General features: G+C 39.9%; 21 protein-coding genes and 1 pseudogene. All 22 read left to right on the top strand.

The genetic code is table 11. From position 1 onward, the window contains the following. Positions 1–9 precede the first annotated feature (9 nt). The gene (locus KP78_RS02345; RefSeq protein WP_084219644.1) at positions 10–1,173 is read left to right on the top strand and encodes an oligogalacturonate lyase family protein; all 1,164 of its coding nucleotides are present in this window, start codon (positions 10–12) and stop codon (positions 1,171–1,173) included. An 11-nt stretch (positions 1,174–1,184) separates the two neighbouring features. Beyond that, positions 1,185–1,508, top strand: a complete 324-nt coding sequence (locus KP78_RS02350; RefSeq protein WP_041085923.1) for a cupin domain-containing protein — start codon at positions 1,185–1,187, stop codon at positions 1,506–1,508. A gap of 64 nt (positions 1,509–1,572) precedes the next feature. Next, entirely contained in the window at positions 1,573–2,928 is a 1,356-nt protein-coding gene (locus tag KP78_RS02355) for a pectate lyase family protein (protein ID WP_052474484.1), read from the top strand. Positions 2,929–2,952: 24 nt separating this feature from the next. Next, positions 2,953–3,129 carry a hypothetical protein gene (locus tag KP78_RS20460; RefSeq protein WP_235420810.1) on the top strand — a complete coding sequence of 59 codons (177 nt, stop codon included), beginning with the start codon at positions 2,953–2,955 and terminating at the stop codon, positions 3,127–3,129. A gap of 23 nt (positions 3,130–3,152) precedes the next feature. Continuing rightward, positions 3,153–3,332, top strand: a complete 180-nt coding sequence (locus KP78_RS20465) for a hypothetical protein (RefSeq protein ID WP_235420811.1) — start codon at positions 3,153–3,155, stop codon at positions 3,330–3,332. Then, a pseudogene (locus KP78_RS20470) lies at positions 3,247–3,512 on the top strand (NAD(P)-dependent oxidoreductase); the annotation flags it as partial. The gene KP78_RS20465 and the pseudogene KP78_RS20470, both read left to right, overlap by 86 nt. A gap of 6 nt (positions 3,513–3,518) precedes the next feature. Continuing rightward, on the top strand, positions 3,519–3,713 hold the full coding sequence (locus KP78_RS20475; protein WP_041085927.1) for a hypothetical protein: 195 nt from the start codon (positions 3,519–3,521) through the stop codon (positions 3,711–3,713). After that, on the top strand, positions 3,710–4,801 hold the full coding sequence (locus KP78_RS02370; protein WP_041085929.1) for an Ldh family oxidoreductase: 1,092 nt from the start codon (positions 3,710–3,712) through the stop codon (positions 4,799–4,801). The genes KP78_RS20475 and KP78_RS02370 overlap by 4 nt, the downstream gene beginning before the upstream one ends. After that, the gene (locus KP78_RS02375; RefSeq protein ID WP_041085931.1) at positions 4,791–5,714 is read left to right on the top strand and encodes a dihydrodipicolinate synthase family protein; all 924 of its coding nucleotides are present in this window, start codon (positions 4,791–4,793) and stop codon (positions 5,712–5,714) included. The genes KP78_RS02370 and KP78_RS02375 overlap by 11 nt, the downstream gene beginning before the upstream one ends. Positions 5,715–5,886: 172 nt before the next feature. After that, on the top strand, positions 5,887–6,141 hold the full coding sequence (locus KP78_RS02380) for an aldehyde dehydrogenase family protein (protein ID WP_157841428.1): 255 nt from the start codon (positions 5,887–5,889) through the stop codon (positions 6,139–6,141). An 83-nt stretch (positions 6,142–6,224) separates the two neighbouring features. After that, a complete protein-coding gene (locus KP78_RS02385; protein WP_041085935.1) occupies positions 6,225–7,538 on the top strand; it encodes a hypothetical protein in 1,314 nt (437 codons plus the stop codon). A 162-nt stretch (positions 7,539–7,700) separates the two neighbouring features. Next, positions 7,701–9,437 carry a cache domain-containing sensor histidine kinase gene (locus tag KP78_RS02390; RefSeq protein ID WP_041085937.1) on the top strand — a complete coding sequence of 579 codons (1,737 nt, stop codon included), beginning with the start codon at positions 7,701–7,703 and terminating at the stop codon, positions 9,435–9,437. Beyond that, positions 9,427–11,001: a response regulator transcription factor gene (locus KP78_RS02395; protein WP_084219646.1), complete on the top strand. Its 1,575-nt coding sequence runs from the start codon at positions 9,427–9,429 to the stop codon at positions 10,999–11,001. Before KP78_RS02390 ends, KP78_RS02395 begins: the two co-directional genes overlap by 11 nt. Before the next feature lie 205 nt (positions 11,002–11,206). Beyond that, positions 11,207–12,652, top strand: coding sequence for a glucuronate isomerase (uxaC, locus tag KP78_RS02400; RefSeq protein WP_041086123.1), 1,446 nt, complete (start codon positions 11,207–11,209; stop codon positions 12,650–12,652). Between the two features lie 48 nt (positions 12,653–12,700). Then, a complete protein-coding gene (locus tag KP78_RS02405) occupies positions 12,701–13,714 on the top strand; it encodes a LacI family DNA-binding transcriptional regulator (RefSeq protein WP_041085940.1) in 1,014 nt (337 codons plus the stop codon). Between the two features lie 66 nt (positions 13,715–13,780). Then, the gene (locus KP78_RS02410; protein WP_041085942.1) at positions 13,781–15,247 is read left to right on the top strand and encodes a tagaturonate reductase; all 1,467 of its coding nucleotides are present in this window, start codon (positions 13,781–13,783) and stop codon (positions 15,245–15,247) included. Positions 15,248–15,260: 13 nt separating this feature from the next. Next, entirely contained in the window at positions 15,261–16,754 is a 1,494-nt protein-coding gene (locus KP78_RS02415) for a UxaA family hydrolase (RefSeq protein ID WP_041085944.1), read from the top strand. A 24-nt stretch (positions 16,755–16,778) separates the two neighbouring features. Further along, positions 16,779–17,435, top strand: a complete 657-nt coding sequence (locus tag KP78_RS02420) for a bifunctional 4-hydroxy-2-oxoglutarate aldolase/2-dehydro-3-deoxy-phosphogluconate aldolase (protein ID WP_041085945.1) — start codon at positions 16,779–16,781, stop codon at positions 17,433–17,435. Then, positions 17,419–18,417 carry a sugar kinase gene (locus KP78_RS02425; RefSeq protein WP_235420812.1) on the top strand — a complete coding sequence of 333 codons (999 nt, stop codon included), beginning with the start codon at positions 17,419–17,421 and terminating at the stop codon, positions 18,415–18,417. Before KP78_RS02420 ends, KP78_RS02425 begins: the two co-directional genes overlap by 17 nt. Before the next feature lie 411 nt (positions 18,418–18,828). After that, entirely contained in the window at positions 18,829–20,136 is a 1,308-nt protein-coding gene (locus KP78_RS02430) for an ABC transporter substrate-binding protein (RefSeq protein ID WP_041085947.1), read from the top strand. Between the two features lie 89 nt (positions 20,137–20,225). Then, positions 20,226–21,209 (top strand): carbohydrate ABC transporter permease, encoded by a 984-nt coding sequence (locus KP78_RS02435; protein WP_084219650.1) that lies wholly within the window; start codon positions 20,226–20,228, stop codon positions 21,207–21,209. An 18-nt stretch (positions 21,210–21,227) separates the two neighbouring features. Continuing rightward, positions 21,228–22,073, top strand: a complete 846-nt coding sequence (locus tag KP78_RS02440) for a carbohydrate ABC transporter permease (RefSeq protein WP_041085948.1) — start codon at positions 21,228–21,230, stop codon at positions 22,071–22,073. The last annotated feature ends 13 nt before the right edge of the window (positions 22,074–22,086 follow it).

Below are 22,086 nucleotides of genomic sequence, written 5' to 3' on the forward strand. Positions count from 1 at the left end.
GTGAAATGATTGATTGGAAAAAGATATCCATCTGAGAAAAGAATGTATCTTGATCAGAAAACGGGCAAGCAGGTATGGCAATTAACGTCAGTCGAAAACAATTTTCATTTCTATTTTACCGATAACTCATTTAGTCTGGGTGACCAGGAAATCTATTTTTTATCTGACCGCTCCTCTCATCATCCGGAACACTACAATCTTTTTAAAATGGATCTTGGAACAGGAGAAATGACGCAGCTAACAGATGAAGAAAAAGGAATTGCGCCAGGCCTTCACACAAAAACACCAGATAGCGAGCTGGTTGTTTATGTGACGGGTAACCAGATAAAGACGCTGGATACAAAAACGCTGCGATCAAAGATTATCTATGAAGAAAATAATCATGTTCATCTTGGGCATCCCCATATTGCACCAAATAAAAAGTATATTGGGATCGCCAGAAACGAAAAGGTAGATGTTCCGCGGGGAGCTAATTACAAAGGATTTACTGAAACAATGTATGCCGTGAAAAAGAGCTGGATCTCATTGATTCACCTGGATGGTACGAAGAAATACGATGTCTTTATGGATACGCATTGGCTTGGTCATTTTCAGTTTTCTCCTAAAGATAGTACTGCCGCCATCTTTTGTCATGAAGGACCTTGGAATCTTGTCCAGCAAAGAATATGGCTGTTGGATATCACCAGTCGTTCCGTTGAACCTTTGTTTAGACAAGGGGAAGATGACTGCATTGGACATGAGTTTTGGACAGAGGATGAAAAAATCTTTTTTGATAATCGCAGAAAAGGTCATGATGGAACAATTACCATCAACAAAACGCAGGTGGCAGAAGTGCCGCATGATTCAGATCAAACCCCTTTTATTGGCTTAGCTGATAAACAAGGACATAATATAACAACTATTCCTTTGCCTTTTTACTGCAACCATTATCACAGCAATAAAGACAATACGCTATTAGTCGGTGACGGAGTGGAGGATCTTGTCCTGATCGATTTGTCAGGTGAAGAAGCAGTAATGGAGACGCTTTGCTCCCATGAAACAAGCTGGAACACACAGCAAACCCATTGTCATCCAACATTCAGCTGGGATAACCGATACATTCTTTTCACATCAGATCGAGAAGGAACATGCAATCTTTATTTGGTTGACCTTGATCAAAATGATCTCAATTAGGAGGGAATGAAATGTTTACGGAAGGAAAATCAGTAGAAGCAATCATAACCGGAGAAGGAGTTACCAGAAAGCTTCTATCCCGCGGCGGAAGCATGATGATGTCAGAGATGGCATTCAAAAAGGGGGCAATAGGAGAGGTTCATTCCCATGCTCATGAGCAAATGTGCTACATCGTGGCAGGGAGATTTGAATTTAATCTTGATGATCAAATTCAAATCATAAAAAAAGGTGACAGCGTTTATGTTCCCTCCAATTCGCCACATAGTGTCAAGGCGCTTGAGGATGTATCGATTATACTCGATATTTTCACACCGCAAAGAGAAGATTTTCTTTAAGGATATACATAATACCTGCTGCCTGGGATTCTATCCGTTCAAAAGAATGTAAGGAGGAAAAGACATGAAGAAACGATTGACTCTGTTTTTTGCTGTATTTCTTTTATCTTTCGCTTTTACTGTTTCAGAAGCCGGTGCAAAGGATTTAGGTCTGGAAGTGCTGTCGGAAAATGACGGCTGGGCCGCATATGGAGAAGGAACAACTGGAGGCGCAGAGGCGGAAAAGGAAAATGTATACACGGTTAAGAATAGAAAAGAGCTGATTCAGGCATTGGGAGGAAACAATTCGACAAATGCTGCGAATAGCACACCGAAAATCATTTATGTTAAAGGTGAAATCGAACTGAATGTTAACGAACTAAACGAGCCGATCGATGCATCATATTATGCGGATCCTCACTATGATTTCGATGCATATTTAGAAGTCTATTCTCCTGACAGTTGGGGATATGATGAAGAGGTATATGGTCCATTAGAGGAAGCGAGACAGCGTTCCCAAAGAAAGCAGCAGGAACAAATTGTGGTGAATATAGGATCGAACACCTCCATCATCGGGTTAGGCAAAGATGCGAAAATTTCTGGCGGCAGCATGAAACTAAATGGAGTTGAAAATATTATTATCCGAAATATTGAATTTGAAGCCCCTGTTGACTTCTTCCCTCAATGGGATCCTACAGATGGATCTGAAGGAAACTGGAATTCAGAGTATGACAATATACAAGTAATTAATAGTTCTCACCATGTCTGGATCGACCATAATACATTCAGTGACGGAGACTATTTAGACAGCAAATCAGGAGAATATTTTGGTCGTCCATATCAGCAGCATGATGGGCTATTGGATATTACAAATGCTTCGAGCTATGTAACGGCTTCTTATAACGTATTTAAGGATCATGACAAAGTCTCGATTATAGGCTCAAGCGATAGCAGAACGACAGACCGCAACCAGTTAAAAGTGACGCTGCATCACAATTATTATCAAAACTTGAGCCAGCGCCTTCCTCGTGTCCGTTTTGGAGAGGTGCATATCTATAATAATTTCTATGAATTTTCTAAGCTCTCTGAATATCAATTTAGCTATGGCCTCGGTGTAGGGATCGAATCGAAGATTTATGCGGAAAATAATTACTTTAAATTTGATTGGAATGTCGCTCCTTCAACGATTCTCAAGGATTGGAAGGGTACGTCCATATATGAATCTGGTTCGATTGTAAAAGGGACTGGCAAGCATCAATTTGTTGACTTAGTAGCTGAATTTAATCGTGTAAATGCGGTTCAATTTAATGAAAATGTTGGCTGGAAACCAACTCTTTATGAAAAAATCCATCCTACACAAGCTGTACCGGCGTTAGTAAAAGCGAAGGCCGGAGCTGGGAAGCTTTCATCAAAATATGACATGAAAAAGAAAAATAACTAATGAACTGGAGGCAGGGGATTAGAGATGCAGCAGTTTAAAGTATTAGTTCCCCAAGCGATTGCAGCAGAAGGGATCTATGTATTGAAAGATGCAGGGTGTGAAGTCGTGGTGCCAGCTGATCATGATTTATCGACATTAAAAAATGAAATTGTAGATTGTGAGGCGGTACTCGTCAGAACGCCGCTATACCTCGGGAGCTGATTGAATATGCACCGAAGTTAAAAGTGATTGCCAGACATGGAATTGGCCTGGAAAATGTGGATGTAAAAGCTGCAACAGAAAAAGGTGTATTTGTCTGCAGCGCTAAAAGGGAAAACATTGGGGTTAATCGGACTTGGGAATATCGGGCGGCTCGTAGCAGAGAAATGCTTGAACGGTTTTGGGATGAACGTGATTGCCTATGACCCTTTTATTCAATCTGCTGATGAGTATATCCAGCTAAAATCAACTGTCGATGAATTATTACAGGAATCCGATTTTGTCTCCTTGCATATGCCGTATTCCACTAAACTGCATCATTTTATAGACAAAGCCAAGCTGGAAAAATAGCAGGTGCAGGGCTGGATTGCTTTGAGGAAGAGCCCCCTCGTATGGACCATCTGCTTTGGAAGCTTGACAATGTAGTGGTCACGCCTCATATGGCTGCACATTCAAAGGAAGCGATGATTGCGATGGCGGTGGATGCAGCAAATGAAATCATTCGTGTGAAAAATAATCAGAAACCACTAAGCTGTGTGAACGATGATAAAGCAACTCAATTACAATCAGAGGAGTTATATAGATGAGTAAGGTCATAGTTGATGTCGGTAAATTAAGAGCTTTCTGTACGAATGTTTTGGCGCAGTCGATTCCAAAGGAAGAGGCGGCAATTGTTGCCGATAATTTAGTTGAAGCAGATCTGCTGGGAATCTCCTCTCATGGGGTTTGTAAAGTGGCGGACTATTTAAAGCGGATGGAAGATGGGCTTATTGAAAGAAAAACAGAGATTCTCTATACTTCCAAAACCAAGACTACGGCATTATACGATGCGTCAAATGGCTGGGGGCAGGTTGTTTCTGTAAAGGCCATGGAAAAAGTGATCGACATGGCATTAGAATACGGTACTGGCTTTGTTGGTGTGAAAAATTCCAATCATTTTGGTATTACATCGTATTATACAAAAATGGCAGCTGAAAGAGGATGCATTGGGATAGCAACAACAAATGCCTCGGGTCTAATGGTTCCATTTGGATCACGAGAGCCTTCATTAGGAACAAATCCTATCTCGATTGCCGTACCAGCTGGGCCAGGGAAAGAGCCGGTTGTCTTGGATATGTCTACAGGAAATACAGCGCGGGGGAAAATAACCCTTGCTCAAAAAACAGGGGGAACGATCCCGGAAGATTGGGCGATTACTAAGGATGGAAACCCAACCATAGACCCAAGAGAGGCGCTTGAAGGCTATCTTCTTCCAATGGGGGCAAAAGGTTCCGGCCTTGCCATCATGGTCGATATTTTATCAGGCGTATTAACGGGAGCTTTATTTGGAAGCAGCGTCCCAAGAATGTATGAGGACAAAAAGCCGCAAAATCTTGGTCACTCCTTTGCCGCAATAAGCATTGAAGCATTTGTTGAGATCACTGAATTTTATGAAAGAATGGATAGGAAAATTGCTGAAACGGTTAACAGTCAGCCAATGGCCGGATTTGACCGTGTTTATATGCCAGGAGAGGTTGAAGCAGAGAAAAAGAGATTGTACGTTGAAAATGGTGTTCCATTGTCTTATGAGATCTATGAAGAACTAAAGAAGACTGGGGAAAAATACAGCGTTTCAATCACAGACTATCTATCGGTCGAAAGGATAAAAATGGGGGGATGCACCAATGGCCTATGAGAATTTAAAGGGGAAATTAGAAACCATCTCCGGCATATGTATAACACCATTTAACAAGGATACGAAAGAAATCGACTGGGCCGGTGTCGAAGAGAATATTGAATTTTTACTGGAAAATGGTGTGGAAGTCATTGTTCCTTGCGGTAATACAAGTGAATTTTATTCCCTGACGATTGAAGAAGCAAAACAAGAGATCAATAAAGTAGTAGAGATCGTAAATGGCAGAGCCACAGTCATTGCAGGAGTAGGGTATTCGGTTGAAACAGCCATTGACTTAGGTACCTATGCCCGGGAAGCCGGGGCTGATGGGATCATGGTTCATATGCCCATCCACCCATACATCACTGAGCGGGGAGCCAGCGCTTATTTTAAGGCGGTTATAGAGGGTGTCGATTTGCCGGCAATTGTCTATTTTAAGGATCCGAACCTTAGTGATCATGTTTTATTAGAGTTAGCACCGCTTCATAAATTAGTTGGTGTGAAATACGCAATCAATGATCTGCCGCGTTTTGCAAAGCTGCTTCACGATGTACCGAAAGAACATCATATTGTCTGGATTTGCGGTACAGCTGAAAAATGGGCGCCGTTCTTTTATATGGCAGGGGCGAAAGGCTTTACATCTGGATTGGTCAATGTCCATCCACAGAAATCATTCGAGATGCTCACTGCTTTGCAAAATATGGATGACGCAGCAGTTTGGAAGGTGTGGAACGAGATTCTGCTTTTTGAAGATTTACGCGCGAAATATAACAGCGGGAATAATGTCGTAGTCGTCAAGGAAGCCATGAATCTATTGGGGTTTAGCGCGGGGGTTACAAGGGAGCCTGTAGCCCCGCTAAATAAAGAAGACAAGCAGGCGGTAGCAGGATTAATTGAGGCATGGGGATTGAGGTCTCAACTAAAAAGCGTATAGAAGATTTAGTGAACGGAGGTTTTTATAAGGGCTAGATATTTAAATTATATTAACGGAACGTGGATGTCACCTGGAAATGATGAATATTTAAAAAGTGCTGACCCAGCGAATGTTAAAGAAGAGGTCGGGGAGTTTCTTAGTTCGATCGAAGAAGATGTAACCATGCTCCGGCTTGGAAGAAGGAACGTACATGGGACTTCTTGCTTCAAACTCTCAGCTCGATTCAGTCTTGGGCTATATTGCAAAAGCAAAAGAGGATGGTGACAGGTTGCTTATTGGAGGATCTCAACTAATAGGTGAGCCATTTGATAATGATCATTATGTAGAACCAGCTATAGTTGAAATTGAGAAAAATGATCTTGAAATTGCACAAGAAGAAATTTTCGAACCGGTCCTTTGCTTAATGAAAATTGATACTATATTGTAGCGGGTGTGAGAGACTTCTGCGGGCTGCAATCAACAGACACGTTTAACAAAGCCTAAATTAAAGGGGATAAAGGAGGTTACTTCATGCAAAGGGAAAGCGGTCACTATACTCTCATGCAAATGCTGACATTTTTTATCCCCTTGGGTTTTTCCGCTAGTTTAACAGCAGTCACTCATTTAATTATAAATGGCACCTTAAGCAGAGCAGATCAAGCAGAGTTTATTATTGCAAGCTATGCAGTAGCTCTTTCACTTTTTGGACTTATAGAAAGACCCGTGTTAGTGTTTCGGCAAACCTCCTCAGCTTTAGTGAAAAATAAAGCATCCTTTAAATTACTGAATACCGTGCTCATTCAAGTCATGGTGTTCATCTTTATTCTTTGTTCATTAATTGGGTACACTCCACTAGGAGAGTACTTGTTTATCTATTTATTTAGCGCTGAGCTGGGCATGATTGCATCCATCACCTCCACCTTTAGGGTTATTACCTTTGTGATTTTCTTTTCTGGAATACGCTGCATTTATCAAGGGATTATCATTAATCAATTTGAAACAAAATGGATCACGATCGGAGTTGTTTTCCGGCTTTTTGGTATGTTCCTCGTTGCCTATTACTTTATATGGACAAACCAAGTAAATAGCAGCATCGTTGGTGCCATTATTTTTTTGACAGGGATGGCCATTGAATGCATAGTCAGTGTCTGGCGCGGCCGCAAAATAATAAAAGAAAGTAATTCGCAGGAAAAAAATGATCTGGATCGAAAAGAAATTTTCAGATTCTACACGCCACTCGTCTTCTATTTGTCTTTTCAAACCATTGTTATTCCAGTGATCTACGCCTTTCTCGGCAATATCACCGATGTGAAGCTCGGAATTGCCTCTTTTGCAATGGCCTTTGCGATCACAAATTTGGTCTTGAGCTTTTTTATGTACACTCATCAGATCGTTCTTCAGTTCTACAATCAAAATAAAAAAGAAGTCTTGCAATGTGTAATTGTCTTCAGTATTGCTCCATCCCTTTTTCTGGGTATTTTATGCTTTACGCCTGCTGGAAGCTGGTTCATGTTAAACGTGATGGGAACAAATCCCGTATTGGCAGAGTCCACGTTAGTTGTGTTGAAATTCTTTATTATTAAAACGTTGCTGTTTCCTTGGGTGGATTTCTTTGGCGGGTATCTGATGCTGCATAAGAACACGAAAAGTATGGTAAAGCCTCAAGTCTATAATTTAGTCGCTGTTACGCTATGTATGGCTGTTTTGGTTTATTTCGTTCCGAATTTTAATGGCAGTATTGGCGCTGTTGCAGCTTCTTTTGGAGAAATAATCGGTCTTATCGTAGTGATGATGGTCGTTTATAAGCTGAATAAAAAAGATTCTCTTAAAAAGCAAACAGCCTAACATAAACCATCTATACCGAAACAAAAAGGTTGCTGCAAACGATAAAACCATTGCAACAACCTTTTTGTTTGGATATAAAATAAGCGTGAAAAAGAGGATAAAACGAGTTTTTGTCTAATAACAATAGAAATACCAGTTTTTTAAGAGCGGGAAGGAAAAGAAATGAAAAGAATTGTAAGCCTTTTCAATAATTTGAGTATAAAAGATAAATTTTTCACTATAACGATCTCAATCCTATCTGTGTTTTGTTTAATGAGCATTTTAATTGTCAGCTATGTGATCAATCTGTACGAACAAAAAATTTATGAAGAATCTGCGGAAGTCTTGCATTTATCTTCAACGATATTGGAGCAGGAAATAAAAAAGGTGGAAAATATTTCATTTCAATTCAGCACAGATAATAGAGTGCAAGAATACCTTTCTTATATAAAAGAAAATCCATTGGACTATGAATCTTATCAATATAAAATCCAATTAAGAGAGAGAATGACCACCCTTGCAACCCAGGAACGGTATGTGGCATCAATCGAATTGATTGATGCCACAGGAGAGGAGCAGACGGTTGGTTTTAATACAAAAGTAATCAATGAAGTGGAGGATATGTTCCCAGCCCTTAATGCAGCCCGAGGTGCTAACGTGTGGTTTGGCAAAGAAGAAGAGAGTATCTTACTTTCTGCCAGACAATTAAGAGGGAAAAGTAATATAAACCTCCAGCATTATGGTTATTTAACAATTGCTCTTGATATGAACATTCTCATGCGTGAAATCTTGAATCTATCACCTAACAGAAACTTTGTTATTAGTAAAAACGGGGAAATTATTTATACTAATAACGAGTTTACTGAATATGATTTTTTGCCAGCTTCTCAAAATAATAGAGGATATGAAATTAAAACTGTTAACAATGAAAAGCTGCTTATTACTCATTTCAATTCAAGAAACCCAGATTTGACTTATTATAATATTATTAACTTTGATGAGATTACTTCTCAAACTGAACTATTAAGAAACTTATTAATGCTGTTATTTGTCATCACTTTTTTGTTGGCGATGTACATTAGCCGAAGAGCTGCAAGAGGTATTTCAAAGCCTCTTGAACAGCTGACAAAGAAAATGAAGAAGGTTCAAGAAGGGGATTTTGAACAGGTGGAGGGACTAAGCTCAAGTCATTTAAAGGATGAAATTGGTGTACTGCATAAAAACTTTGAAATCATGCTGAATCGGATCAATGAGTTGATTAAAGAAAATTATATGAAACAGCTTATGATTAAAGAAACCGAATACAAAGCATTGGAAGCGCAAATCAATCCTCATTTTTTATACAATACGCTCGATTCGATTAATTGGATGGCCAAGTCAAATAAACAAAAGGCAATTGCAGAGATGGTTGAATCGTTAGGAAATATGATGAGAAATATCATCAGCAAGAAAGAGCCTTTAATAACGATTAAGGAAGAATTAGAAATTGTGCATGATTATATGAGAATTCAAACCTATCGCTTCCGGAACAGATTAAACTTCACCATAAACATACTGCCCGAAATTGAAAAATGCAGTATGCCAAAACTAACGATACAGCCAATCGTTGAAAATGCCATTCAGCATGGTTTGGAAAACATGGTGACAGATTGCTATATTACTGTTTCTACACAAATAATCGGAGACGATATCGCCATTATGGTTAAGGATAATGGCGGGGGTATGGATAAAGAAACCATACATGCTGTAATGAAAGGAAATATTAAGTCAAGAAGCTCCGGGATTGGGGTTCATAACATTAACGAACGAATAAAGCTTATGTATGGAGATCAGTATGGCATTAACATTAGCAGTGAAGTAAATAAAGGAACAACAGTCACAATTTCATTACCCTTTAAACGAGGTGATCATGTTGTATAAAGTCCTGTTAGCAGATGATGAAATTATGATTTTAGAAGGCATCGCGTCTATTGTAGACTGGAATCGGTGCGGTACTGAACTGATTGCGACTGCACATAATGGACAGATGGCCTTTGATAAAATCCAGCTGGAAAAACCGGATATTGTGATTTGTGATATTAAAATGCCTGGCATGACCGGGCTTGAATTAATTGAAAACGTAAACGAACTAAATCCTGAAATAAAATTTATTATTATCTCTGGTTTTGATGATTTTGGCTATGCCAAAATGGCAATGAGGTATGGAGTAAACCATTATTTGCTGAAGCCTTGCAATGAAACTAAAATTGAGGAAGCATTATTACAGGTCACAGGTGATCTCGATAAAAAGAATCAGAAGGACAAATTTATTCAAACAATTAGAGATGATTTAGCAAGCGTGATGCCAAAAGCGAAAGAACAATTTTTAAAAGAATATATAACGAATAAAACCTACGGTATACGAGAATGGGAGTATTACAGCAAGCTGTTTGGAATCGATGCAGCTGGCAAGAAATTTAGATTAATTGTCGTAATGATTGATGACCAGCATGATTTTGAACAGGTTTTTGTCTTAAAAGAAATTGGATCACGCATCATGGAAGAGTATAACAAGCTTTATTTAAGCACAACCATTGGAGAACGTATCGTATTATTAATTGAAGATGTCCCTGATAAAGAGTTAATAGAGAAGCTGGAGGACATCAGAAAATCATTCGAGGGTTATTATGCATCGGAAACCACCACCGCAGTAAGCAATTCGGGAACAATTGACCATCTGAGAATCCTCTATAATGAAACGCTGGAATGCTTAACTCATCGCTTTTATTTAGGGGCCGGGAGCATTATTACGACAAGTGATATTAATAGCTGTGAAGTTAGCTCCGAAAATTTCCAGTTTGATCATGAAAATTTAATCATGGCTGTGAGAGGCGGTAACTATAACGATGTGAAGCAGTACCTGAATGAATTTTTTGTCACAATGAAAAGAGAGAAGTACGAAGAGAGTTTAGCAAAATTGTATTCAATGGAGCTTTTTTTAACGATTATCAGACAAGCAAAAAAGGAAAAGATGAATGCTTTGTTTCAGCAGATTGGGCATATTCAAACACTGGATACACTAGATCAGATTCAGGAGTTTATCACTAGTATTTCCGAGGAAATGACAGAATACATTTATAAGGGTACGAAGCAAACACAAAGTACCATTATTAAGAATGTGATTCAGTATGTTGAAGAGAATCTATCAAAACAATCGCTGTCCTTATCAAAGATATCAAATGAAATTTTTTATATGAATACAGACTATTTGGGGAAACTGTTTAAAAAAGAAACCGGTGAAAAGTTTTCTGCATTCCTTGTTAAGCTCCGTGTTTTAAAGGCAATTGAATTGATGGAGAATATGGACGAGGTTAAAGTTTTTGAAGTGGCGGATCAAGTAGGCTTTGGAGATAATTCGCGATACTTCAGTCAGGTGTTTAAAAAATATACAGGCTATACCCCGTCAGAATTTCTGGAGCATAAGGACAAGAGAAATTTTGGATGAAAAGCTGTGATATGCAACCGTATATTTGTTTGCATATTACAGCTTTTTGTATAAAAAAATAAAAAACCAGAAAATTATAAATTTTCTTTACGATAATCAAAAAAGGATTGATGTTAAAAGAGAATAAAGGTAGAATAAACTTACAATAAAATGTTCACGTTAACATTTTGATTAACATTAAATAAATAAGGAAGATGGTGAAATGATGAAGCCGTTTATGGACCAAGATTTTTTATTGAAAAATGAAACTGCCGTTCATTTATTTCATGATTACGCGAAAGAAATGCCGATTATCGACTACCATTGTCATTTAAGCCCAAAGGAAATCTATGAAAATAAAAAATTCAAAAACATAACAGAAGCCTGGCTGTACGGTGATCACTATAAATGGAGAGTCATGAGGGCCAATGGTGTAGCGGAGGAGCTTGTAACAGGAGCTGCTGATGATTATGACAAGTTTGCCGCCTGGGCAAAGACAGTCCCAGCAACGATTGGTAACCCGCTTTATAACTGGACGCATCTGGAGCTGCAACGCTATTTCGGCATATATGAACTTTTGAATGAGCAAAGTGCACCAGAGATTTGGGAAAAAACAAATGCTTTACTAGAGGGAGAAGATTTTGGTGTTAGGCAGCTCATTGAAAAATCAAAGGTAAAGGTCGTTTGTACGACGGATGATCCCGTTGATTCATTGGAATACCATTTATTATTACAGAAAGAGAAAGATTTTCATGTTAGTATCCTTCCAGGGTTTCGTCCAGATAAAGGTCTGGAAATTAATCGGGACACCTATCTTGAATGGGTGGGGAATTTAGAGAAAGCAACGGAACTGTCTATAGCATCCTATGATCATTTCTTGCAGGCGCTTGAAACAAGGGTGAGATTCTTTCACTCAGTTGGAGGAAGGGTATCAGATCATGCGTTAGATGTAATGGTGTACGAGGAAGCAACAAAAGAAGAGACAGCAGGAATTTTTGCTGAAAGATTAAAAGGGAAAAAAGTTTCTTTAGAAGATGAGAAGAAATACAAAACATACACGCTGAAGTTTCTTTGCAGCTTATATACAGAGCTGGACTGGGCGATGCAATTTCACATCAACGCCCTTCGAAATAATAATACAAAAATGTTTGAGAAGCTAGGGCCTGATACCGGCTATGATTCGATGAATGATGATGATATTTCAAAGCCGCTTAATCGTCTATTAGACTCCTTAGCGCGTGAAAATGCACTTCCTAAAACTATTTTATACTCGTTAAATCCAAATGATAATTACATTATTGCAACAGCCATTGGCAATTTTCAGGACGGCATGACACCGGGAAAAATGCAATTCGGAACCTCATGGTGGTTTAATGACACGAAGGACGGCATGCTCGAACAAATGAAAGCCTTGTCTAATGTAGGGCTATTTAGCAGATTCATTGGCATGCTGACGGATTCAAGAAGCTTCCTTTCCTACACAAGGCATGAATATTTCAGAAGACTCATTTGTAATTTAATTGGAGAATGGGTGGAAGACGGAGAGGTGCCGAACGATCTCCCATTACTGGGGCAAATTGTACAGGATATTTCCTATAATAATGCGAAGAATTATTTTCAGTTTGAGGCACTGGAGAAGGATAGGAAAACAAATTTAATAAGTCTTTTATAACTATGATATTCTAGTAGCAAGACGATGCAAGCAAAGGACGGTAAGGACATGGTAACGATCAAGGACATTGCAAAATTAGCAAATGTATCCCATACAACGGTATCCAGAGCGTTAAATAACAGCCCGTTAATTAAAGAGCCTACGAAACGAAAAATTCTTGATATTGCTTCGCAGCTTAATTACACGCCTAATTACAATGCGAAAAGCTTGGTCATGCAAAAATCGCACACGATCGGTCTTTTCTTTTCAACCATCAGTGACGGGACCTCGACAAGCTTCTTAGCGGATGCGATAAAAGGCGTTAACAGTGTCATTAGTGAAGACTATAATTTGTTCGTTCGTGGAATTGATGACTATGAGGATTTCTCCTCCATTAACAGCAAAAGATATGACGGAATCATTTTAATGAGTCAAAGCGATGCAGATAATGCTTTTATTTATCATGTACGTGAAAAAAATATTCCGCTTGTCGTATTGAATCGACAATTAGAGGACCGTACCATCATTAATATTTTATCCAATGATCGTGAGGGTTCCCATCATGCGGTTAACTATTTAATTAAATGCGGTCATCAAAAAATAGCCATTATTGAAGGGAAAGAAGAATTTAAATCCTCTCATGAACGGAAAAATGGATATTTGTCGGCTCTGATTGAAAAAAATATTCCGATTCATCATGAATATAGCGAAAAAGGAAACTATGAGATGCAGGGCGGGTATACCGCAATGGAGAAGCTTTTGTCTCTTGAAAAACCACCAACAGCTGTTTTTTGCTCAAATGATGACATGGCAATTGGTGCAATGAATGCAATATTTGCAAAAGGGCTCAGTGTTCCACATGACATTTCGGTCATTGGCTTTGACGATATTGGCTTTGCGAAGTATACAACGCCCAGACTGACAACAGTTAAAAGGCCGATGGAGGAAATCAGCATCCAGGGAGCAAAAAGTATCCTGTCATTGATGAGTCAGCAAGAGGATCAAGGTGGAAATCACTTCGAAAACACCGAACTGATCATAAGGGACTCAGTTAGAGCGCTTAATGATTCTTCTCCCGTTTAATTCATAAACGGGTAGTCGTTTTAAGTAAAAATGTTAACGTGTGCATTATGTGGAAGGAGCGCTGTTATGAAGACACTTTCAAAAGATATTTATCAACAATATAAGCAATATCCGGAAAAAATCCTGCAATTTGGAGAAGGGAATTTTTTAAGGGCATTTGTTGATTGGCAGATTGAAGTCCTTAATAAAAAAACAAGCTTTAATGGAAGTGTTGTCATCGTTCAGCCTCGCGGGAGTGAAAAAATTCACCGTTTAAATAAACAGAATGGATTATATACTCTCTACCAGCAAGGAGTAAAGGATGGCAAGGAGGTAAACGAGCATAATGTGATCAACTCCATTAGCCGGGGAATCGACATTTTCGCAAACTACGAGGATTATATAGATCTCGCAGGAAAAGAGGAACTGCGTTTTATCGTGTCCAACACGACGGAAGCAGGAATTGCCTTTGACCCGAGCGACAGGCTGGAGGATCGGCCGCAAAAGAGCTTTCCGGGCAAGCTGTCGGCTTTTCTTTATTACCGCTTTAAGAAGTTCAATGGAGATACAAGCAAAGGATGCATCATCATTCCCTGTGAACTCATTGAAGAAAACGGCAAAAGGCTAAAGGAAATAGTTCTGCAATATGCAGATTTATGGGAAGTGGAAAGTGAATTTGTTGACTGGATTCATCAAGCAAATACCTTTTGCTGCAGCTTGGTAGACCGTATCGTACCGGGATTTCCGAAAAATTCCATTGATGAGATAACAAAGGAACTTGGATACATGGATCAACTTGTGGTTGTAGGTGAGCAATATCACCTTTGGGTCATTCAGGGTCCGAAATGGATCAAAAACGAATTGCCGGTTGAAGGTGCAGGACTGAATACATTCTTTGTCGATGATCTCACGCCATACAGGACCAGAAAAGTAAAGATCTTAAATGGAGCCCATACCTCCATGGCCGCTGTTTCTTATTTATATGGACTGAATACAGTAGGAGAAACCGTGAATCATGAAATAGTGGGGACATTCATAAAGGAGCTCATTGAAGAGGAAATAATTCCGACCATTGCAATGTCGTCTGAAGAGCTGACATTATATGCTGCTGAGGTGTTGGACCGCTTTAGAAACCCATATATTCACCATTATTTGATGAGTATTGCACTAAACGGCGTATCAAAGTTTAAAACGAGAAACTTACCTTCATTACTTGAATATGTCGATGTAAAAGGAAAATTGCCAACAAAACTTGTTTTTACACTGAGCGCATTAATTGCATTTTATAAAGGAAAAAGAGGCGAGGAAGAAATTAACCTGGAGGATCATCCAGTTGTTCTTAGCGTACTTAAAGATCGTTGGGAGAACTGCGATGGTACGCGGGAAGGCTATAGCCAGCTGTCTTTTTCCGTACTCGGTGATGAAGAGCTTTGGGGGACGGACCTGAATTTGATCGCTGGATTAACGGATACGGTTGCAGATTACCTGGAGCGTATTGAAAAAAATGGAATGAAGGCGGCGCTGGATGGGTTATCGACATCGCTCATTAAATAAGGAGGAGATTTTCATGAAAGCCATTTTGCAAATCCATGAGAGTGATAATGTCGTACTGGCTTTAAGAGATATCGATAAAGATGAACGTATAAAGGTTGGTGGAACCGAGATTCAACTAATAGACTCGGTGAAAAGGGGACATAAAATTGCTGTTAAGACTCTCGAATCAGACAGTAATGTGATTAAATATGGATTCCCGATTGGTCATGTTACTAAAGCAGTAAAGCCGGGAGAGCTAATCCACACACATAATACAAAAACGAACCTTTCGGGAACGCAGGAATACCAATATGATCAAAAATTAGTAGAAAACATGTATAAAAACGAGCAGCGAAGCTTTATGGGGTACAGAAGAGATAACGGAACAGTAGGGATTCGCAATGAATTGTGGATCGTTCCTACAGTTGGGTGCGTGAACGGAATCGCGGAAAAAATCATTAAACGCTTTGAAAAGGAAGTAGGGGACAACAGTCCGTTTGATAATGTTCTCGTGTTAAAGCATAACTACGGATGCTCTCAGCTTGGTGACGATCATGAAAACACAAAAAGTATACTGCTGAACGCAGTCAATCATCCAAACGCTGGCGGGGTTCTCGTTCTAGGACTTGGCTGCGAAAATAATGAACTGCCGGCATTCATGAAAGCACTCGGTGACGTGGACGAGAACAGAATAAAATTCCTCATATCACAGGAAGTATCAAACGAAATTGAAGAAGGCTTGAAGCTTGTGATGGAAATTCACGAGCATGCCAAAGGGGACAAGCGAGTTGAGGTTCCCTTATCGGAATTAAAAATCGGTTTAAAATGCGGAGGCTCTGATGGGTTTTCCGGTATTACCGCTAATCCGCTTTTAGGACGATTTTCAGATTACTTGATTGCTCAGGGAGGTACAACGGTTTTAACTGAGGTGCCAGAAATGTTTGGAGCTGAAACATTGCTGATGGAACGAGCTGCAAATGAAGAGGTCTTTCATAAAATTGTTGATTTGATCAATGATTTTAAACAGTATTTTCTCGCTCACAATCAGCCAATCTATGAAAATCCTTCTCCAGGAAATAAGGATGGTGGAATTTCCACACTGGAGGATAAGTCGTTAGGCTGTACACAAAAATCAGGAACCTCGGTTGTAGTAGACGTTCTGAAATACGGGGAAATTTTAAGCGCAAAGGGATTGAATCTGCTTAGCGCCCCTGGAAATGACTTAATCGCTTCGACTGCCTTAGCAGCAGCGGGCTGTCATATTGTCTTATTTACAACAGGCAGAGGAACGCCCTTTGGCACATTTGTTCCTACAGTGAAGGTCTCTACAAATACACCAATCCATGAAGCAAAGCCGCATTGGATTGACTACAATGCCGGAACTCTACTGGAAGAAGATGTGTCTTCTGAAGCCGTCTTGGAGGATTTTGTTAACTATGTGATTCAAGTTGCAAACGGTGATTTTGTTAACAATGAGAAAAATGATTTCCGGGAAATTTCTATTTTTAAAACGGGTGTAACGCTTTAAAGAATGTACTGGAGGTGGATGGGAATGGCAGAAAAATTGCTTGTAAGCTTGGAGAAAGAGAAGATCATCGCGATCATTCGAGGAATTGAACGAGATAAAGGGGATGCAACAGCAAATGCGCTGGCAGCTGGCGGTATATCGTTTTTAGAGATTACACTAAACACAAATGGCGCCCTGCAAATGATTGAAGATGTCAGAAAGAGCCATGAAGGGGTACTTCGAGTTGGAGCCGGGACTGTTTTGACGTTGGAAATGGCGAAGGAAGCGATAAATGCAGGCGCAGAGTATATCATCTCACCTAACTTAGATGAAGAGGTATTAGCCTACGGGTTGGAGCAGGGCATTCCTGTTTGGCCGGGCACGATGACGCCTTCTGAGATTGTACGTGCCCACAAACTGGGAGCGCAGGCAGTCAAAGTCTTTCCCATTGGTTCATTAGGCATTAAATATATAAAAGAAATACGAGCACCATTAAACAACATCCCAATGATTGCAACAGGAGGTATAAACAAAGAAAATATCCAAGAGGTGCTAAGCTATGGCGTCACAGCAGTTGGCCTTGGAGGAAATCTAGTCGACAACCAGCTTATTCGAGAAGGGGAATTTAACCAAATTACCCAGCTTGCAAAGGAATATGTTGAACTAGTGAAAGAGGTGGGGATCAGTGCCGCAGCAAAATGAAGCAGATGTTGTAACCCTTGGTGAAAGTATGGTTCTTTTTCAGTCCATGGGAGACCGGTCTTTAATGTATGAATCAACATTTACGAAATCGCTTGCCGGCGCAGAATCGAATGTGGCTATCGGACTGAGCAGGTTAGGGAAAAAGGTAAGATGGATCAGCAGCCTTGGAACCGACCCCTTTGGTGATTTCGTCATGGCAACACTTGCTGGTGAAGGGGTAGATACAACTCATGTCATACGTGATGAGGATGCCCCGACTTCTGTTTATTTTAAAGACCTCAAAGCCTACGCAGACCCAAATGTGTATTATTATCGCAAGCATTCTGCGGCTAGCCGTTTACATCCCGGCGTTATTAGATCGGAATGGTTCGATGGTGCAAAACACTTTCATGTCACAGGCATTACCCCTGCAATTGGGAAGGAAACCGAAGAAACTGTCCGACAGGCGATGATTTTGGCGCATGAAAAAGGATTGACGATTTCATTTGATCCTAATTTACGAAGAAAGCTATGGAGTGCAGAGAAGGCAAGAGAAGTGCTTTTATCATTCATTCCATTGTGTGACATCTACTTGCCTGGTATTGAAGAGGCTCAGTTTTTGTTGGGGGATCTACCGGTGGAGGAATATGGTGAGCGGTTTTTAGCTATGGGTCCGAAGATCGTCGCTCTTAAACTGGGAGAAGAAGGGGCCATTGGGTTTACTACGGGACATTCAGTCAAGGTGCCTCCCTTTAAAATTGATCATGTTGTAGATACAGTTGGAGCAGGGGATTCCTTCGCTGCGGGTTTGCTGTCCGTTCTATTAGACTCGCTGGAGCAGCTTCGTACAGGAAATATACCAGCTGAGGTTGTAATAGAGGCGTTGGAAAGAGCCAATACATTAGGTGCGCTGGCCACTCAATTTAAAGGGGATTGGGAGGGAGCACCGCGCCTTAAAGAATTAAAAGGAATTATGAATGGAAAACCAGTATCAACGCGATAAAACGCCGCTTGGGGATCTCTTCCCGGCGGTTTTTTGAATTAAGCCATCGGGGGATTTGTATGCCTTCGTTTTGAAAATATGGACCGTTACCTGTTAGCTGTATTTAGGGGTCTTCGTTTCGAGATTATGGATCTTTATACAATATTTATGGGCCAAACTCAAACTCTATTCATTCTCTGAATTACCATCCAATTTTCACTCTCACAAAGCAGAAAATGTCGAAAAATTCCTCTTGATTTTTTCAGCGTAATACTCCCAAAAACCCTTATTTTATCATGATTTTTGTTACCTCTGATTTTTAAACCATCATGACTGAATATTTAATTAATTAAATCTGTTGAATATCTTATTCTATTAGTAGAAAGCGCTTTCAATTATATGTACGAACAAAACAAAGGGGGAAAGTCAGACATGAAAAAGAAATGGCTATTATCAGGATTGGCGTTACTCTTACTTTTACTGACTGCTTGTTCTGGGGGATCGGACTCTTCATCTTCATCATCAGATGCTGGATCAGGTTCTAGTGAAGACGGGGATGATATCACATTAAGAATCGCATGGTGGGGTTCACAAACCAGACATGATATGACATTGGAAGTAATTGAAATGTATGAGGAACAAAATCCAAATGTAACGATTGAATCTGAATTTACCGGTTGGGATGGATATTTTGAAAAGATGTCAGCTCAAGCCGTTGGAAATAATTTGCCGGATATTATGCAAATGAACTTTGGAGAGTACTTGAATCAGTATGCTGATAAAAATCTGTTAGCTGACCTGTCTGAATTTGTAGATGAAGGGGTTATTGATGCAAACGGTATTAGTCCAGAGCTTTTGGATTCGGGTGTAGTTGATGGGAAATTGCTTGGAATTCCTCTTGGGATGAATGCATTGACTGTTGTATATGACGAGGAAATGCTGACAAATGCAGGAACAAGCATGCCTGAAGACTGGACATGGGATGATTTCGAAGCAGCTGCTACAGCCGTACACGAAGAGCTTGATGTTTATGGAACAAGACTATTTGAAATTGATAACATTTTTGAATACTACCTGAGAACACACGACGCTCGTTTCTTTAATGATGACGGAACGGATCTTGGATATACAGACGATCAGCTGCTTATTGATTACTTCACAATGAATAAGAACCTAGTCGACGAAGGAATTGCGCCAGGGTTTGACGTTGTTCAGCAAATTAAAGGAATTGAAGATGAATTAATCGTTCATGGAAATGCACCATTTGACTTAAGATGGTCGAATCAGGTTGTGGCACTTTCAAGCGCAGCTGGCAGACCGCTTAAGCTAGCGATGCTGCCAGGTCCGAATACTGAGGAAGGCATGTTTTTGAAGCCTGCTTCATTCTTCTCTGTAACAGAAAGCTCTGAGCAAAAAGAAGAAGCTGCTAAGTTTTTGGATTTCTTCACCAACAGTATAGAAGCGAACAAAATTCTAAATGCAGAGCGTGGAATTCCAGTTGATGAAGAGGTTCGAGAAGAATTGGCTGCTGCTGCAGATGAAAACAATAAAGCAATCTATGACTATATCGATCTTGTTGGAGAAAATAGCAGTCCAGTCGATAAAAACTACCCTGCTTCTGCGACTGAGATTATCACTCTCTTAACTGAGGTTGATGAGAAGGTTATGTACGGACAAATTACGCCTGAAGAAGGGGCAAAAGAATTTAGAGAGAAAGCAAAAGAAATTTTAGCACGATAACGTAACAATGCAGGGTCCTGACTAGATACGATTTTATCCATTCAGGACCTTCTTAATACAATCAACTTCTTCAGAAAGAGGTGAGGGGAATGCTGCCAAGAAAAAGTGATCCTGTAGCGGAAACTGGTAAATATACACGGAATTCACCGGCACCAAAGCTAAAGATAGCAGGACCGTTTAATAAAAAAAATAAAAATGGCTATCAAAATGTAACAGGATACCTTTTTATTTCTCCTTTTATCATCGGTTTTATTGCATTAACACTCTATCCAATCGTCTATTCATTTTTTCTCTCGTTTACTGATTTTGATTTATTGGGAACGCCGAATTTCATTGGATTAGGAAACTATGAACGGATGTTTACCGGTGATGAGAAGTTCTGGATATCGTTGAAAGTAACCTTTACTTATGCTTTAACCGCTGTTCCGCTGCGTCTCGTTTTCGCATTGGCAGTGGCAATGCTGCTTAATCGAGTGGTTGAATTTGTTGGACTATATCGGACACTGCTTTATTTACCATCGATCATTGGCGGCAGTATTGCAATCTCAATTTTGTGGAGACAGCTGTTCGGTAACGATGGGGCGCTGAATTCATTACTGGGGTTTTTCGGAATTTCGGGACATTCATGGCTCGGCGATCCTGCTACAGCTCTTTGGACGCTTGTTGCTTTATACGGCTGGCAGTTTGGATCATCCATGCTCATCTTCCTGGCAGGTCTGAGAAATATTCCAAAAGATTATTATGAAGCTGCAAGCATTGATGGTGCTGGTGCATGGAGCCAGTTTGTGAGGATCACTTTACCGTTATTAACACCCGTCATTTTGTTTAACCTGGTTATGCAAACGATTCAAGGATTTATGGCCTTTACGCCGAGTTATGTTGTAACACAAGGCGGACCGATGGACAGTACGCTATTATACGTCCTTTACATGTTCAGAAGAGCCTTCGAATTTTTCGATATGGGATACGCTTCTGCTATGGCTTGGGTCATGCTTGTAATCATTGGTATTTTGACAGCAATTATTTTCAAAAGCTCGAAGCATTGGGTTCACTATGAGCAGGATGAAAAATAGGACAAGGAGGAAACTTCAATGGACGGTAAATGGCAGAAAAGACTTAAAAAATTTTCGCAGCATTTCATTATTATTGTATTAATCGTTATCATGCTGTATCCCCTTGTCTGGATGATTGGGAGTTCCTTTAAAGAAAGTTCAAAAATATTTGTCGAGGCTCACTCCATCATTCCTTCAAGCTGGCATCCTGAAAACTACATAGAAGGCTGGAAGGGCTTTGGCGGAATCAGCTTTTTCACTTTCTTTAAAAATTCATTTTTCATTGTCATTGTAACGACAATTGGAAGTATCATCTCTTCAACATTTATTGCATACGGGCTGGCTAGAGTAAAGTTTAGAGGGAAGAAATTTTGGTTCGCCATGATGATGATGACCATGATGCTTCCTTTTGAAATGGTGATGATTCCACAATACATTATGTTCAATAATTTTGACATGATCAATACGTATTGGCCGCTTATCTTACCAAACTTCTTTGGTGTTCCTTTCTTTATCTTTTTGATTATGCAGTTTATCCGTACGATTCCAATTGAACTGGATGAAGCAGCGAAGATGGATGGCTGTAATACTTTTTCTATCTTTTTCAGAATTATTGTCCCGCTCGTAACGCCTGCCATGATGACGGCTGCCATTTTCTCGTTCTATTGGAGTTGGTCAGACTTTATGGGACCGTTAATTTATATTTCAAAGCCTGAGCTTTACCCTGTATCTGTCGCACTTAAGCTCTTCTCAGATCCAGATAATTTAACAAACTGGGGAGCGATGTTTGCCATGTCGACGCTGAGCTTAGTTCCGGTGTTTATCGTGTTCTTTATTTTCCAGCGCTATATTGTCGAAGGAATCAGCACAAGCGGATTGAAATAGAAAAGGAGATGAA

This window comes from Jeotgalibacillus soli (assembly GCF_000829435.1).
Lineage (GTDB): Bacteria > Bacillota > Bacilli > Bacillales > Jeotgalibacillaceae > Jeotgalibacillus > Jeotgalibacillus soli.